The 16,631-nt window shown below is 30.0% G+C and carries 14 protein-coding genes, 6 tRNA genes and 1 pseudogene; 5 read left to right on the top strand and 16 right to left on the bottom strand.

From position 1 onward, the window contains the following. Window positions 1-80: 80 nt before the first annotated feature. Window positions 81-626, bottom strand: a complete 546-nt coding sequence (locus BT0_RS03140; protein WP_011772559.1) for a DJ-1 family glyoxalase III — start codon at window positions 624-626, stop codon at window positions 81-83. A 16-nt stretch (window positions 627-642) separates the two neighbouring features. Further along, window positions 643-716: transfer RNA gene (locus BT0_RS03135), tRNA-Met, on the bottom strand. A gap of 446 nt (window positions 717-1,162) precedes the next feature. Between BT0_RS03135 and BT0_RS03130 the strand changes: the two genes are divergently transcribed. Beyond that, window positions 1,163-2,707: a glycoside hydrolase family 3 N-terminal domain-containing protein gene (locus BT0_RS03130; protein ID WP_049752296.1), complete on the top strand. Its 1,545-nt coding sequence runs from the start codon at window positions 1,163-1,165 to the stop codon at window positions 2,705-2,707. Here the strand turns inward: BT0_RS03130 and BT0_RS03125 are convergent. Next, window positions 2,697-3,656 (bottom strand): DHH family phosphoesterase, encoded by a 960-nt coding sequence (locus tag BT0_RS03125; protein ID WP_011772557.1) that lies wholly within the window; start codon window positions 3,654-3,656, stop codon window positions 2,697-2,699. The genes BT0_RS03130 and BT0_RS03125 overlap by 11 nt on opposite strands. A 130-nt stretch (window positions 3,657-3,786) precedes the next feature. Here BT0_RS03125 and cdd point away from each other — a divergent pair, with 130 nt between their 5' ends. Beyond that, on the top strand, window positions 3,787-4,242 hold the full coding sequence (cdd, locus tag BT0_RS03120) for a cytidine deaminase (protein ID WP_011772556.1): 456 nt from the start codon (window positions 3,787-3,789) through the stop codon (window positions 4,240-4,242). A 33-nt stretch (window positions 4,243-4,275) separates the two neighbouring features. Here the strand turns inward: cdd and BT0_RS03115 are convergent, their stop codons facing one another. After that, entirely contained in the window at window positions 4,276-4,644 is a 369-nt protein-coding gene (locus BT0_RS03115; protein WP_041178504.1) for a hypothetical protein, read from the bottom strand. Between the two features lie 115 nt (window positions 4,645-4,759). Between BT0_RS03115 and BT0_RS03110 the strand changes: the two genes are divergently transcribed. From BT0_RS03110 to rpsD, 3 genes are all read left to right on the top strand, one after another. Continuing rightward, entirely contained in the window at window positions 4,760-6,058 is a 1,299-nt protein-coding gene (locus BT0_RS03110) for a cation diffusion facilitator family transporter (protein WP_011772554.1), read from the top strand. A gap of 55 nt (window positions 6,059-6,113) precedes the next feature. Further along, window positions 6,114-6,187 (top strand) — tRNA-Met (locus tag BT0_RS03105). Between the two features lie 20 nt (window positions 6,188-6,207). After that, complete coding sequence (gene rpsD, locus BT0_RS03100) at window positions 6,208-6,834, top strand: 30S ribosomal protein S4 (RefSeq protein ID WP_011772553.1); 627 nt, start codon at window positions 6,208-6,210, stop codon at window positions 6,832-6,834. 31 nt (window positions 6,835-6,865) lie between these two features. Here the strand turns inward: rpsD and BT0_RS05905 are convergent, their stop codons facing one another. From BT0_RS05905 to BT0_RS03040, 12 genes and pseudogenes are all read right to left on the bottom strand, one after another. Next, entirely contained in the window at window positions 6,866-7,015 is a 150-nt protein-coding gene (locus tag BT0_RS05905) for a hypothetical protein (RefSeq protein WP_088895047.1), read from the bottom strand. Window positions 7,016-7,049: 34 nt separating this feature from the next. Next, window positions 7,050-9,455, bottom strand: coding sequence for an endopeptidase La (lon, locus tag BT0_RS03090; protein WP_041178503.1), 2,406 nt, complete (start codon window positions 9,453-9,455; stop codon window positions 7,050-7,052). After that, entirely contained in the window at window positions 9,430-10,719 is a 1,290-nt protein-coding gene (gene clpX, locus BT0_RS03085; protein ID WP_041178502.1) for an ATP-dependent protease ATP-binding subunit ClpX, read from the bottom strand. The genes lon and clpX overlap by 26 nt, the downstream gene beginning before the upstream one ends. A gap of 23 nt (window positions 10,720-10,742) precedes the next feature. Beyond that, entirely contained in the window at window positions 10,743-11,327 is a 585-nt protein-coding gene (gene clpP, locus BT0_RS03080) for an ATP-dependent Clp endopeptidase proteolytic subunit ClpP (RefSeq protein ID WP_088895053.1), read from the bottom strand. A 14-nt stretch (window positions 11,328-11,341) separates the two neighbouring features. Then, window positions 11,342-12,688 (bottom strand): trigger factor, encoded by a 1,347-nt coding sequence (gene tig, locus BT0_RS03075; RefSeq protein ID WP_011772549.1) that lies wholly within the window; start codon window positions 12,686-12,688, stop codon window positions 11,342-11,344. A gap of 48 nt (window positions 12,689-12,736) precedes the next feature. Beyond that, a tRNA-Gly gene (locus tag BT0_RS03070) sits at window positions 12,737-12,808 on the bottom strand. 6 nt (window positions 12,809-12,814) lie between these two features. After that, window positions 12,815-12,895 (bottom strand) — tRNA-Leu (locus BT0_RS03065). 57 nt (window positions 12,896-12,952) lie between these two features. Then, a tRNA-Arg gene (locus BT0_RS03060) sits at window positions 12,953-13,026 on the bottom strand. Between the two features lie 18 nt (window positions 13,027-13,044). After that, window positions 13,045-13,118: transfer RNA gene (locus BT0_RS03055), tRNA-His, on the bottom strand. A gap of 100 nt (window positions 13,119-13,218) precedes the next feature. Beyond that, window positions 13,219-14,640 (bottom strand): beta-Ala-His dipeptidase, encoded by a 1,422-nt coding sequence (gene pepD / locus BT0_RS03050; protein ID WP_011772548.1) that lies wholly within the window; start codon window positions 14,638-14,640, stop codon window positions 13,219-13,221. A gap of 275 nt (window positions 14,641-14,915) precedes the next feature. Beyond that, window positions 14,916-15,407: a chemoreceptor glutamine deamidase CheD gene (locus BT0_RS03045; protein ID WP_011772547.1), complete on the bottom strand. Its 492-nt coding sequence runs from the start codon at window positions 15,405-15,407 to the stop codon at window positions 14,916-14,918. A 254-nt stretch (window positions 15,408-15,661) separates the two neighbouring features. Further along, window positions 15,662-16,601, bottom strand: a pseudogene (locus BT0_RS03040) (D-alanyl-D-alanine carboxypeptidase family protein); the annotation flags it as partial. Window positions 16,602-16,631: the final 30 nt, after the last annotated feature.

The raw sequence follows: 16,631 nt of genomic DNA, 5'->3' as shown, positions 1-16,631 counted from the left end.
AAAAATTAATTATAAAATGATCTTATCTCTAAAAATAGACTTACCAAATCAATCAAAATATTTTAGGAGTGTAAATCATATTAAAGTAAAACTTGCTTCTTGACATCTTCAAGGACCCTTTCTCCCTTAACAATCTTAAGCAAAGTAAAAGCAAATTCTAAAGCTGTACCAACACCTTTAGAAGTAATAAAATTATTACTAATAACAACATCTTCATCCACAAATTCGCCATCAGTAATATCATTTTCAAATCCAGGATAACACGTAAATTTATTTGCACCTAAGAGTCCCTTTGCAGAAAGCACAATTGCTGGAGATGCACAAATGGCTGCAATTAACTTGCCTTGTAAGTTCATATTTCTTAAAATCTTATCTAAATCTTTAGATTCAAAAAGATTGACAGCACCAGGCATTCCTCCAGGAAGTATTATTAAATCAAAATGGTCCTCACTATAATCTGATATTTTTTCATCAGCATAAAAAGTAAAACCTCTAGAACTTGAAACAACCTTATCATCACTCAAACTGATAACCTTTAGATCAACACCACCTCGTTTTAAAATATCCATAGGAATTATAGCTTCAATTTCTTCAAAACCATTCGCAAGCACAATTGCCACTCTCATAATAAAAACTCCTTAATGCTGATGGAGGGACTTGAACCCACGACAACTCGGATATGAGCCGAGTGCTCTAACCAACTGAGCTACATCAGCTTGTAGCCATTAAAGTGTATAAATTCAAAGATATTTTGTCAATATAAAATCATACTCTTAAAATACACACTCATTTCATTAAAATGATTACAACCAATATACTAAGAAATTCAACTTACAGGATAAGTACTTGGTATTTCTTTTAAAAGAAAAATAAAATTATTACTGACAATAAATTACATCTCCTAATATGAATGAAAATAAAAATTTTACAACTTAAATTATGTTCATTTATTGAAGTAGGTTTAAAAACAATAGAAAATCTGGAATGAGTAATTTTAAAACAATATGATATACTTATGAATCGAAAAAAACAAAAGATTGGTATGGTTTAAATGAAAAAAATTGTTTGTATAGCTATCTTTTTTATCCATAATAATTGTTTCGCCTACAACTTTTGGACTACAGAAGATAAAGAAAAATTAATAGATAACATAGTAAGTCAAATGGATGATAAAGAATTATTGGGCCAAATGTTCATGATAAGTTACCCGAAAGAACAAATAACAAAATTTGTACTAAACTTCATAAAAGAGAAAAACTTAGGGGGAATTAAAATCTTTGGATGGAATGCCAAAAACTTACACACGCTAATAGAAAGTATAAATAAAGCACAATCGATGTCCCAAAACAATAGATTTAAAATACCTTTATTTATAGCAACGGATCAAGAAGGTGGATGGACACAACATATAAAACTCAAAACATCAAAAACAATAGGAAATCTTGGAATCACAGCTACTCTATCACCAAATGATTCCTACCTTACAGGATATCACATAGCAAATGAGCTAAGACAACTTGGAATCAATCTAAATTTTGCACCTATAACAGACATTTACAGCAATGAGGAAAATTTTACAATAGGACCAAGGACATATTCAAATAATCCACAAATCGTTTCTCTTTTTGCTCTAGCTTTTTATAAAGGACAAAAACAAGCAGGAATAATTTCAACAGCAAAACACTTCCCCGGACATGGGAATACTATTGTTGATTCTCACATAAAAATGCCAATAATAAACTCAAATTTAAAAGAAATGCAATCAAATGAATTATTGCCATATAAAATATTAATACAAGAAAATATTCCAATGATTATGAGCGGACATCTAGCATACCCAATGCTTACAAATGGCAAAGAAATACCCGCATCATCTTCAATTAAAATCATAAAGGAACTACTTAGAAAAAAGTTGAAATATGATAATTTAATAATAACAGATGATTTATTAATGAATGCAGTAAGATATAACAATGAAAGCATTTATGACACAATTGAAAGAATTATTAGAACTGAAACTGATATTTTATTAATATCACTAAACGAAAATATACAAAACAATGCATACAATAAACTATTAAGCCTCATGCAAAAAGATAGTGAAATAAGAGAAAATATCATTAAATCTAACAAGAGAATACTTAGAATAAAGTTAGAATACTTAAAAGAAAGAAAAAATGAAACTGAAATTTATTCAAATCATAAAAAAGTTCAAGCAATACCTACTAAAGAAGCTAAAAATTTTTTTGAACAAAGTACATTAAGAGGGATAACTAAAATAAAGTTATCAAAACAAGTATCAAAGCATAAAAAAACACTTTTAATATCACCTTATAACACAATGATTAAAGAAGGGAAAAAAATATTTCAAAACAGTTCCGGTTATTACTATGATTATTATCCCTTAAACAACATGAACCCCACAAAACTGAAAGAGATAAAAAAGCTAATTGAAAAACACGAACAAGTTATATTTAATCTCTCAACACCCGCTAGTCAACAATACATAGAAAACTTAAAAGAATATAAAGACAAAATAAGTATAATTGTATCACTTACACCCCAATATATTAAAAACCTAGACTGGATACAAAACATAGTAATAGTATACGGAACAACAATACTGTCTTTTAAATCTGGATTCCTCACTTTAACAGAGGATTTTAATCCAAAAGGAAAAAGCCCCTTAATAAACTTTAAGCCTTAATAGCATCCTTGATGTATGAGATTATTTGACTCTCTAAAAGATTTAAAGAACTATTTTTAATCTTAAATCCACTAGCATGTTTATGTCCCCCTCCCCCAAAATACTTTGCAAGCTCACCCACATCAAAATATTCTCTAGAACGAAGCCCCACCAAAATAGAACCATCTTCCGTCTCTTTTAAAATAATTAATATTTCATTATTCTCAACATTAGAAAGAAGCGCATAAAAAAGTTCATTAACGCCACTAACATTATTATCCTTCTTAGAATTGAAAGGCAAAATAGTAAGCAATACTTTTCCATCGAAATAAGCTTTAAGATTGTTTAACATCACACTAAGCATATCTATTGAAGTTAAACTCTTAACAGATTCAATATAATTATAAACATCCTTAAGACTTAAACCTTTAGAGACAAGTCTAGCTACCATTTCAAAAGGCTCAGGATCACTTCTTGAAATAAATCTAAAAAACCCTGTATCTGTGCAAAATCCAACCAAAATATACCATGCTTCCTCTTTAGTAACCTCATACCCAAATTTCCTAATTAATTTCTCAATCAAAAAAGTAGTTGAAGGAGCAAAAGAATCAATATACCCAGGAACATCCAACTTATCACCCGATGCATGATGATCAATAACAAGAATAGGCATATCTTTTACATAAAAACCAAACTCATCTCCAATTCGATCAAATATGGAGCAATCCAAAATAATAACAGCATAATCTGAAGAATCAATATCTGGCCATTTAGATAAAAACTTATCTTTAAAAGGAATTATTTCCTTTCTCACAAAAGGACCTTCATTTAACATAATGACTCTTTTACCTATTCTAGACAAAAAAGAAGCTAAAGCTAAAGACGAGCCAATACAATCAAAATCAGGATCCTTATGACCAATAATAATAAAATTATTATATTTTTTAATAAATTCAATAACATCTATCATAAAAAAATATTAACAAACCTTTCACATACATCAACAATTACATCTTATAATTAAACATTTTACAATATTTTTATAGAAAATTATAATCATTGTGCTATAATTGACAATATCATCAACTAAGAGGCATTAAATGAAAGATAATGAACAAAATGCAATTGTAAAAGCATTTCAATTGGCAGAAACTGCAAGAAATAATGCATATTCACCATATTCAAAATTTAAAGTGGGAGCTTGTATTAAAACTAAAGACAATTTATTTTTTCAAGGTTCAAATGTTGAAAATGCAAGTTTTGGAGCAACTCGTTGTGCAGAGCAAGCCGCAATAATGAACATGATATCATCTGTTGGTATACAAAAAATAGATTTTATGTTGATCACAACAACTCCAGCAAGTGTACCATGTGCAATATGTCGTCAAGTAATGTCAGAATTTTTCGAAGAAAATACTAAAATATTAATGACAGATCCTAACCAATTTAACGCCACTAAAACAATCTCACAAACTTATACACTTAAAGATTTACTTAAAATTCCATTCAACAAAGAAGAGTTATCAAGAATATTTAAGGCAAATCAAGAAACATAAATTAAAAATTTGTGTAAAGAAAAAATTTAAGTATTAATCTAAAATACCAAGAGAAACAATAGCCCTAGCAAACTCACTCAATGTGTCATCCTTAAGAGTGCATGCTGAAGAATCAAACACTTCTAATATAAGCTTTTTCTCATCAATGCTAAATTCATAATCCAAAACCTCCAATGACAAAAAGTTAATAATTGGAATAAATTTATCAATAAAAGCGTATATTCCCTCATCAAAGTCAAAATTCTCATAATAATAGTCGAATACACTCTTTAAAGCTTTTTCATCAAATATTTTAAAAAAATTATAAAAAACATGTTCAACATTTTTCACATTATTTATCAGAACTTCTTCTTTAGAAATAGCTCTTTTACATCTTTTAACAAAAAATTGAGATTGTAACATAAACATCCCTCCCACCTCATTTAGGATATTAACAAAATTAATTGAACATTAAAAAAAATAATGTTATCTTTACACATAATAGGATTATGCAATAAAAAAAAGGGAAAGTGCAAATATGATCAAGATAATCAACAATAAAAACATCAATAAATGCACTAACTTAAAACTTGCAAGCTTAAAAAAAGATGAAATTTATATAATTTACACAGAAAATAATGTTGAAATGGTTTCATACCTGAAAGCCAAAATACAAAATAAAGAGATTAAAATTAATAATTTCTATATTGATCCAAATTTTAAAGCAGAGGGAATAGAAAGAGTACTCATTCATAACCTAATTTATTATGGTAAAAAAAATAAACTACAAAAAATCTTATGCAAAATTAATGACATAAAAGAAGAACTTAAAAACCTAGGATTTGAAAATAACAATAATATATACGAAAAAGACTTAACTTATGAAACAAAAAAAAATACACTTATAATAAGAATAGGACTTATCTCAGTATTAGCAGAAGTAGCATCAATAACATCTAAACTTACTGTTGGAATTCTTTTTAACTCGTTTGCACTCATCGCAGATGCACTTCACGTTACATCCGATTTTATCCTATCTACAATTACTTATTTTAGTTTAAAAATTACAAATCGGCCTGAAACAATTTATTATCCTTATGGATATAAAAAAATGGAAAACCTGATAGCATTTATCATAGGATTAATCATCATAATCTCAGGATTTACAATGTTTTTAGGCACAACAGGATTGAACAAATTAATGAACTTCAGAAATGAATCTGGATTACATATTCATAATCATGGCTATGATCACCAGGAGTATGATCATTATCACGAGGATAAAAAAAATATATTAGAAATATTTTCAAATAATTCTTTAAAAAAAAGCATTTGGATACCATTAATACCCTTTATATTTTTCTTAGTCAAGATAATCGAATATTTGGTAAAATTCCAAATCGGCAAAAGGTATAACAACTATTTGCTTTTAGCATTATCATCATCTGATAAGAATTGCATATTCTCTCATGGAGGAACTACACTAAGCTTATTACTTGCAAATTATGTATGGACAGGATTTGATAAAATAATATCTATATGTATTAGTTTTATAATGATCAAAGAAGGACTACACGTAATCATAAACAATGCTAATAAACTCCTTTCAAAACAAGACATAGACTTAAAAAGAAAAATAAAAAACACATTAAAAAATATTAATGTAAATTTCAAAGAACTCAACCTTTTTCATCAAGGAAATGACTTAAGTCTCCATGTCAAATTAGATTTAAGCTATGAAAATGACTTAAAAAGTTTGATACAAAAAAAAGAAAAAATAAAATACACCATAAAAAAATACCATAAAGAAATATGTGAAATATACATATTAATATAACTAAATAAAATTAATTGACACATTAAATACAATTGTGTTACAATGCACTGAGAGACGCAGGGTAGAGCAGCTTGGTAGCTCGTCGGGCTCATAACCCGAAGGTCGTAGGTTCGAATCCTGCCCCTGCTATTTAAAGATGCGAGGAGTAAATGAATAGAAAAAACATAGCTAAAGGAAAATTGGTAAGACGATTTGGTGTGAATATCTTCGAACAACCTAAATATGATAAATTGCTTAAAAAGAAACCTAATGCACCTGGAATGCACGGACGATCTAGGAGAGCTAAAATCACAGAATATGGAAAGCAACTAATAGAAAAACAAAAGGTAAAATTCACTTATGGTGTAAGTGAAAGACAACTTACTAATATTTTCAAAGAATCAAGGAGACAGCATGGAGTTACAGGGGATAATCTTTTAGCATTACTTGAGAGAAGAATTGACAATGTTGTATACAGAGCTGGATTTGCTATTTCAAGAGCTCACGCAAGGCAAATAGTTTCACATGGAATTATTATGCTCAATGGAAGAAGAGTTACAATTCCATCCATTACTCTAAGAGCAAACGATATGATACAAGTAAAAGAAAAAGATAGACTAAAAAAATTAGTTAGATCCAACATAGAAAAAACATCAACTCTTAGAAAATTACCAACTTGGATAGAAGTAAATGCCGATGATTTAAATGTAAAAATAACTCGACCACCATCAAGAGACGAAATACCTACCCTTGCAAATGAACAAATGATTGTCGAATACTATTCCAAAAGAGCATAAATCAATAAGATTAGCATGGCTAATAACCATGCTACTTACTTTTCTTTTTCTTCTTAGTAAAATTTTTCCCAAAATTGCCATTTACAAAAGATGAAAAATTATTGTTAATTCTATTTTTAACAGAACCTTGAGAATTAAATGATACCCTACTACCTGAGGGTTTTCTAACTCCATCCTTCATATCTCCTCCTTAATAAATTCTAACATATAAAGCTCTAAATAATATTTAAATAGTTAAACACCTCTCCCAAATTAGACACATACTTAACATCAATATTGTCCCTAATATCTTCTGGAAGCTTAACATAATCTTTCTCATTATCCTTTGGAATAATAATTTTATTTATACCATTCCTATAAGCTGCAAGCACCTTCTCCTTAATACCTCCCACAGGAAGAATTGAACCTTTAAGAGTAACCTCTCCTGTCATAGCAAGGTCTAGAGGCACTCTCTTATCAGATAGCACAGAAGCTATGGCTGTTGCGATAGTAATTCCAGCAGAAGGCCCATCTTTTGGTGTAGCTCCTTCCGGAAAATGAAGATGAATTTCAGGAATTTCATTTATATCAAAATTAAGCTCAGAAGAATAAGTTTTTACAACAGAATAAGCCAATTGTGCACTTTCTTTCATAACACTCCCAAGACTACCTGTTAAAATAATATCGCCTTTCTTATCAAACTTAATAGCTTCAACAGGAAGTACAGCCCCCCCATAACTTGTCCAAGCAAGACCATAAACAAATCCAGAAGAGTCAATTCTAATTAAATTAAACTTATATTCACAATTCACATAAAAATGAAAATTATTCATATTAATTATTTTGTAAATACCAGGAATATCAGGATCATGAGTAAAGAGTAAATTATTGCCATGCATTAAGGAACTTGGAAAATAAAAATTTCCTTTAATTATGTCCTCCCTTGAGTAAACATAAAGTAATTCTCTTACAACCATTCTAAACAAATTAGTCAAAACTCTCTTTAAATTCCTAACTCCAGACTCCATAGTACAGTTCCTGATTATATGTAAAACAACATCATCTTCTATTTTTATATAGACATTATTTAAACAACTATCTTTAATTATATTTGGTATTAAAAAATTTTTTGCAATTTCTAATTTTTCAACACAAGAATACCCTTCTATCTTAATGATCTCCATTCTGTCAAGAAGAGGTCTAGAAACCTCATGAAGAGAATTGGCTGTTGCTACAAACAACACATTAGAGAGATCATAAGGAATTTCTAAATAATGATCAACAAATCTAGAATTTTGTTCAGAATCTAAAACTTCTAAAAGTGCTGCTTCCGGATTTCCCTTATAAGTACTGTTAATCTTATCTATTTCGTCAAGAAGAATTACGGGATTAGATTTTCCAGCCACTTTGATTGCATTAATAAAAACTCCCGGCAGAGCTCCAACATAAGACCTTCGATGACCTCTAATTTCTGTTTCATCTCTTAACCCACCAAGGGAAATTTTTGTAAATTCCCTAGAAAGAGACTTAGCAATAGATAAAGCAACAGAAGTTTTTCCGGTACCGGGTGGACCCACAAGACACAAGATAGGCGCTTGAACTTTAGAATTAATATGATAGACAGATAAAAAATTCATTATTTTTTCTTTAGTTTCATACATACCATAATGAGAATTTCTTAAAATAAGTTCAATCTCTCTTAAAGAATTTTTCATCACAGTATTTTCATCCCAAGGTAGGTCAAGTAACAATTCAACATAGTTCCTAACAATATTAGCATCTGGCGAATTAGTATTCACACGAGTCAATCTGGATATTTCCTTTTCAATTCTAGATTTAATATTTTCAGGAATATTTTTAGAGTTTAATCTTTCAAGATAATCAGTCTCATCTCTCCCTAATCTTTTCTGAATTTCCTTAATTTGCTCATTTAAAAAATATTCTTTTTGACCCTTATCAAGTTTAGTCTTAACCTTAGCCTTAATATCTTTCTTAAGAATTAAAAGCTCAGTCTCAATATTTAGATTTATGATCAATTTTTCTATTCTAAGCTTAACATCTAGTTCTTGTAAAAGTTCTACTTTAACTTTATATTCCAAATTCACATTAGAGGCTATAACATCAACAAGCTTAGCTGGACTATCAAAAAAATCGTTACTCTCATCATTGTCTAGTTTTTTAACGGGCAAATAAGATCTATAAGTATCATACGCTTCTCTTAAGAATTTAGAATAAGTAAAAAGCTCATTATTAAATTCACATTTATCAGATATAAAATCAACCTTTGCTCTAAAGTAATTATTCTTTTTTACAATGCTTTTGATAATAACTCTATCCTGAAAGGTTACTAAAATTTTTATCAAAATTTCAGTAACCTTTACAACTTGAATAATCTTTGCATAAATACCAATAGAATATAAATTTTCTAAACTAATTTTGCTACTATTATCCGAGTTAAGATCATTAACACAAAAAAATAAGATCAATCTACCCTCTAACATAGACTGATATATTGCATTAATCGAAATACTATCATCACAATTAACCCATAAAGTTACATTTGGGAAAAAAACATTCTGCCTTAAAACAATAACTGGAAGATCGTCTTTTTTAGAACTAATTAGATTGAGAATTGATTTCATAAAGTTCTTTTGCCCAAGGCTTATTAGCATGCCTCCCTGTCAAAATCAAGGGCTCAATATTGCTACTTAAAACAGACTCTTTAGTAACAATAACTTTTTTAATTTGCTTAGTTGAAGGTATTTCAAACATTACATCTTTAAGCAATTCTTCTAAAATAGAACGTAAACCTCTAGCACCTGTATTTTTAAGCATGGCCTCTTCTGCAATTGCATCAAGCGCATCTCTTTCAAATAATAGATCAACATTATCCATCTTAAACATATGACAATATTGTTTCACGATAGAATTTTCAGGTTCAATTAATATTTTAATCAGGTCTTCCTTTTCTAACTTTTCAAGATAAGAATGTACAGGAAGCCTACCTACAAACTCCGGTATGAGTCCAAATTTAACCAAATCTTCCATTTCCAAGTATTTTAAAGAATTAATCTCTCCAGAATCTTTTCTACCAGCAGATGAAAATCCAATAGAACTTTTATTAATTCTTTTTTTAATAATATTTTCAAGTCCTACAAAAGCCCCACCACATATAAATAGTATGTTCTGCGTATTGATTTCAATAGTACACTCATAAGGATGCTTTCTCCCACCTTTTGGCGGTACATTTGCAATAGTGCCTTCAATTATTTTTAATAAAGATTGTTGAACACCTTCTCCAGATACATCCCTTGTAATTGAAACATTTTCACCTTTTTTTGCAATCTTATCTATTTCATCTATGTAAATGATACCCCTTTCTGCAAAACTTACATCTCCATCAGCAGCATGAATTAGCTTAAGTAAAATATTCTCAACATCTTCTCCCACATATCCAGCCTCAGTAAGAGTTGTAGCATCCGCCATTGCGAATGGAACATTCATCTCAGCTGCTAACTTTTTTGCAAGCAAAGTTTTACCACTTCCAGTAGGACCTACAAGCAATATATTAGATTTTTCAAGTTCAACCCCATTATCTCTCTTATTCCCTTTAAATATCCTCTTATAGTGATTATAAACAGCAACGGACAATACTTTTTTTGCATCTTCTTGTCCAATAATATATTTATCTAAATGACTTTTAAGTTGTTTAGGAGTTGGAAGACCCCTTGAAGATTTAGGCCTTACAGGCTTTTCTGTTTCTTCTTTAAAAAGATTATGACATATTTTAGAACATTCAAAACAAATAGCAACAGATTTTGCTGAAATAATTCGCCCTTCAGCCTCAGCTTTAGTACGCCCACAAAAAGAACACCCTTCAATTTTTTGACTTTTGCTTCTTGCCATATCAAATCTCACCCACAATAAAACTAATTTCTTACCAAGATACCATCAATAATTCCATAATCAAGAGCATCTTTTGGTGTCATAAAATAATCCCGCTCAATATCAAGAGATAATTTTTCCTTAGATACTCCTATCTTATCAGACATAATATCTATTATTAATCTCTTAAGCCTTATAATTTCATTCGCTTGTATACTAATATCACTGGCTTGACCACCTATTCCACCCCAAGGTTGATGAATCATTATTCTTGAATACGATAATGACTCTCGTTTGCCTATAGCACCTCCTGCAAGCAAAAATGCAGCCATTGAAGCTGCTTGACCAATGCAGATCGTTCTTACATCTGGTTTGATATACTGCATAGTATCATAGATTGCAAGTCCTGCGGTAATACTACCTCCAGGGGAATTTATATAAACATAAATATCCTTTTTAGAATCTTCAGACTCTAAGAAAAGAAGTTGAGCAATGACTGTGTCTGCCCTTACATCATTAATTTCACCACTCAAAAAAATTATTCTATCCCTTAACAATCTTGAATATATATCAAAAACACGCTCATAATTTCCAGTATGCTCCACAACAGTAGGAACTAAATTATGCATATATTCTCTTATCATTATTCACCTGTTTTATAATTAATAAAATCTCTAAAGGCAACTTTTTTAGGATTAATTTCCTTTACATTTTTTAAAATTTTATCTTTAACCTTTTGTCTTTTAATTTCATCTTTTAAAATTTCAAGCAAATTCTTCTCTTGATAAAATTTCTTAATATCTGCAAGTTTCATCTTCGCATCTTCAGCCTGCTTAACAAGCTCATCCTCTAAATCAGAATCTGTAACCTCTGTCAAATCATTATCTACTATTTTTTGGAAAATCAACTTAGACTTTAATTTCTTAAGTACATTCTCCTTAAAAACATCATTAATACCTTCTAAACCTGTAGAAGAATTGCTTAATTGCTCAAGATTAATCTTATTTTGATGTGAAAATTCGTTTAAAACATTTTTAAATTCAGCCTCAAACATAGAAGATGGAATCTCTATGTTTAGCTTCTCTGCAATATCAGATAACAATTTTGAAAGTTTAAGAGACTCACTTCTTTCTTTAACAAGCCTTAACATATTCTCTCTTATATGCTCTTTAAGATCCTCTAATGTATTAAAACTATCCTTAATATCCTTTGCAAAATCATCATCAAGCTTAGGAATATCACGCCTCTTTATATCCTTAAGAGAGATCTTTAATCTCTTAAAAGAATTAGCAAGTTCACTAAATTTATAATCCATACCATAATTTTTCTCTACTATTTTTTCTTCATCCTTTTTCATCCCAATAATATCATTATCAAATCCATAATAATTATTAGACTCACCAACAGTAAAAACAAAATCTTGCCTTTTAGTTGTTAAAATCTCACTTAAGGAATCATCAAGCTCCACAAAATCTACCCTAACAATACTGCCTGACTTAACATCACCACTATCCTCAACAACAATTGCATTTTCAAGTTGTAACAATTTAAGCTCTTCCTCCACATCAGAATCAGATACAAAAACTTCTGGAATTTCTACCTCAACATTAGATATATCAGGTAGCTCAAATTCAGGATAAGCCTCATAGACAACAGTAAATTCAAAATCTTTACTGAAATCTATCTCTAATTTCTCATCTAATATTTTAGGAACAGCATAACCTAATGGTTTATAAGTTGCACTTTTAAAAAATTCTTCTAAGGACTTATGAATAAGCTTCTCTATAGTGAGAGCTCTTATATTATCAGAATATTTGCCTTCAATAATACTAAAAGGAACTTTTCCTATACGAAAACCTTTAACCTTAAGACGAGAAGAATAATCTTGTAAAATCTCGTTGTATTTACTTTTAACAAATTTTTTTGAAATTCTAATAACAGCCTCAACCTTAGAACCGGGAATCAATTTTACATCATTATTCAATATCACACTATTCCTCTAATTAAAATGCATTAATACTAATAATTGCTAAATTCAAGCGAAAGACGGGATTTGAACCCGCGACTTCCACCTTGGCAAGGTGGCACTCTACCCCTGAGTTACTTTCGCATTTCTTGCAGAAGGTGGGACTCGAACCCACATGCCTAGGGCACTAGATCCTAAGTCTAGCGTGTCTGCCAGTTCCACCACTCCTGCATACCTTAGGTAGTATACAAAACTTAAAAAGCTTTTTCAAGTATAAAACTAACGTTTTACACCCAGCAGGATTCGAACCTGCAACCTTTGGATTCGAAGTCCATTACTCTATCCAATTGAGCTATGGGTGCAGCTTAATCAAAATCAAAGGTGGCTGACGGGACTTGAACCCGCGCTACCCGGAACCACAATCCGGTGCTCTAACCAACTGAGCTACAACCACCACTTATACTCAATTACATGTAAACTTATTTTATAAATATTCAAATAGTAAGTCAACTGAAATATATACTCAAAATCAAGCAAGATAAAAATACAAAATTTTATAAAGTCTCTAAACTTTTCTTCAAAAAATTATAAACTCTAATAGTTGAAGCAATATCAACCTGCTCTCTTGGTGTATGGGGAGCATTGATCCAAGGTCCAATTGTAACTGAATCTATTCCTCCAAATTTTGCAGATATTATTCCAGTCTCAAGACCAGCATGAATAACTACGGTTTTAGCCTCTTCCAAATACATATTTTTATACACATTCTTAAGATGGTTTAAAAGTTTACTATTCTCAGCTGGCTTCCAAGAAGAATAATCATAAACTATTTTAAAATTAGCACCTGAGAGACTACTAATAGCCTTTAAATGATTAAAAACATATTCCTTCTCAATATCCAACAAAGATCTTATTGTAAATACAAACTGATACTCATTACCAACCTTTAAAAGACTAGCAAAATTTAGAGACGTTCTAATAAGTTTTTCACCATAATTTTCAACTTTTTGGACTCCATGCAAAAATGCCATACCCATATTTAAAAGCTTATCTTGATCCATATCATCCAAAACATCACCAGAAAAATTTACTCTTCTTAAAATAATTTCAAAATCAGAATCAAAAGTATACATCTCTTGCATATGACGCTTAAACGATTTTAATTCTTTCTCTAATAAAACATAATGTTCAGCTTCAATTAATATTAATGCCTTTGCCTCTCTAGGAATTGCATTACTCTTATCCCCACCGGATATATACCCAATTTCAAATTCCATATTTGCCCTAAGTGTACTCAAAGCAAAAAACATCAATTTCAAAGAATTTGCTAAATCAATATGAATATCAGCACCAGAATGGCCTCCCTTAAGACCTGTAAACAAAATTTCAATACCTGTTTTTTTTCTATTTTGTCTATATTGTGGCTCAAAGTTAATATGAACAAGTCGAGAACCAGCACAACCAACTAAAAAATAACCCTCTTCTTCTCCATCAAGGTTAATTAACATCTTCCCACTACATAAATTAGGATCAAGTCCAATAGCACCTATTAACCCTATTTCTTCATCAACAGTAAAGAGAAGTTCCAAGGCAGGATGTTTAAAAGTCGAAGACTCACTCATAATGGCAAGCATCATAGCAACCCCAATCCCATCATCAGCACCAAGAGTAGTGCCTGATGCAACAAAATATCCATTATCTTCAATGATGTTAATAGGATCTTTTTCAAAATCATGCACAACAGATTCATTTTTTTCACAAACCATATCTGTATGAGCTTGCAAAATAATAGGAAACATATTGCTACAGCCATTAGCCTTAATCTCAACTACAATATTACCAATACTATCTTCCTTAAAAGAATATCCAAATTTTCTAGCTTCTTCTTTAATAAAATTACTAATGCCCTTTAAATTTTGTGAACATCTAGGAATTTGAGATATTGCCCTAAAATAACGAATTACAACATTTTCCATCTTGCTCTCCTAATAAAACCAAATTTACAATTAATAATTAAATATATTGATTATATGCTACCCATAACATATCTCAAAAAATTAATCTCTAATAAACTAAGAATTAATATAAAACATACATTCTCTTAAAATTTTAACTCTATATAGGAAAACCACTTAACAGCTCTGGCTTTTCTACGCCTAACACTTGAAACAGTTAAAAAATCTTATCAACAACAATAACAGTCTCATACTGAAACTCATGAAATCATTTGCTAAATTAATTTAAGTAAAGATTAAAAAATCTTAGCACCATCTGGATATTCCACAACAACCTTAAAATTTTCAGGAAAAACAAAAATCTTTCTGGATTTAGACTGATCAAAATCTTGTGCTACAACTGGAATACCATATTTGGTTAACGAATTAACGGCAAACTCTGAATTCTCAACACCAACTCTTATTGTCCCTTTGGCCATAAAATTAGCACCTCCAAAAAGTTTAGCCTTAAGATTACTTTTTGATGCACCATTCTCTATCATAGCATCAATTAACATAGGAATAGCATAAACTCCATATCTACCTTTCTGTAAAACATCCACCACTGAATCAGATTTCACTAGCACATAATGATTCACTCCTATAAGCCTACGAACCCCATCATAAAGCACAACAGACACACAAGAACCAAGTATTGTAGAAATAACTCTATCATTTGAAACAAAAGCTTCACCTGGCACTATTATTGTAACATCTCTTTTCAATTTAAAATTAAAATGATTTAACATAAAACCAATTACTCTCTTAAAAAACTTTTATAAAACACCTATAAATACTATCAAAATTTCTAATTCTCAAGCGTAACTAAATAAACAAGTTTAGCACCTCTAGCTTAAAATATACAAAAATCAATTTTCCCACTACTTCATCATTTCTAAGTGAAGCAACTAACGCCTCTATACCAAACCTAACTTATCAAAGTGTATCTCTTTCAAAAGACATATTCAAAAACTCTTTTTTAAAAAAATACCGAACATACCTCATTATAGATCTTTTCTTTTAATTTTACCAATGAAAGAAAATTGAGCATAGTTACCAAATCCATATTCAAATAATTTTTGTGCAATTAAGGCACGCTTCCTCTCTCCAACATTGTCAACTCCCTTATTAACTCCCAAGACAACTGCTATTAATCTTATATCATCTTTTTTGGCTGTAGCAACTAAATTTAAACCAGATGTTTTAATATAACCAGTCTTTAATCCATCAGCATAAGGATAATTAAATATTAAAACATTTTTATTCTTTTGTTTGAAATTTAACATCTTTAAAGAAGAAGTATTACCCAAATTTTCAGACCTTGGATAAATAAAATCTTTAAGAGAATGTATATCAAGTATAAATTCAAATTCTTCTATATAGGTTCTTGCAAACAATGCCATTTCTAACGCCGTAATCTTATTATCACTGCTATAACCCGATGTATCAACAAAACTCATATTTATAAGTCCCAAGTTTAAAACATTAATATTCATTAAATCAACAAAATCACTTAAATTTTTCCCAACTATAAATTCAGCAATTGCAATAGCGGCATCATTACCTGAGGAAATTATAAGACCCTTAAGCAATTCCTCAAAATTCACTTTGTGACCCTCTTCTAAAAACATCAAGGAAGAATCTAAAGGCAAATTATAATAAGATGCAGCACTGCTAATAGGAACAGTGGTCTTTAAATCTATATTTTTTTTCCTTGCCTCAACTAAAGCAGTATAAATAGTGACGAGTTTAGTAAGCGATGCTGGTGGAAAAACTAAACCTGGATTTTTGGAATAAAGAATACATTTGGTATCATAATCAATTAAAACAACTGACTTAGCATCTTCCGTTACTTTTTTGATTTCAAGTAAATCAATTGAAAAAAGTTCACCAAATACACTTGATAAAATTAAAATGTTTAGAATAACAGGGATAATTTTCATAAAGTAACATTATATCATATATTATTGCAT

Source organism: Borrelia turicatae 91E135 (genome assembly GCF_000012085.2).
Classification (GTDB): domain Bacteria; phylum Spirochaetota; class Spirochaetia; order Borreliales; family Borreliaceae; genus Borrelia; species Borrelia turicatae.
This window is presented reverse-complemented; position numbering and strand designations above follow the sequence as displayed.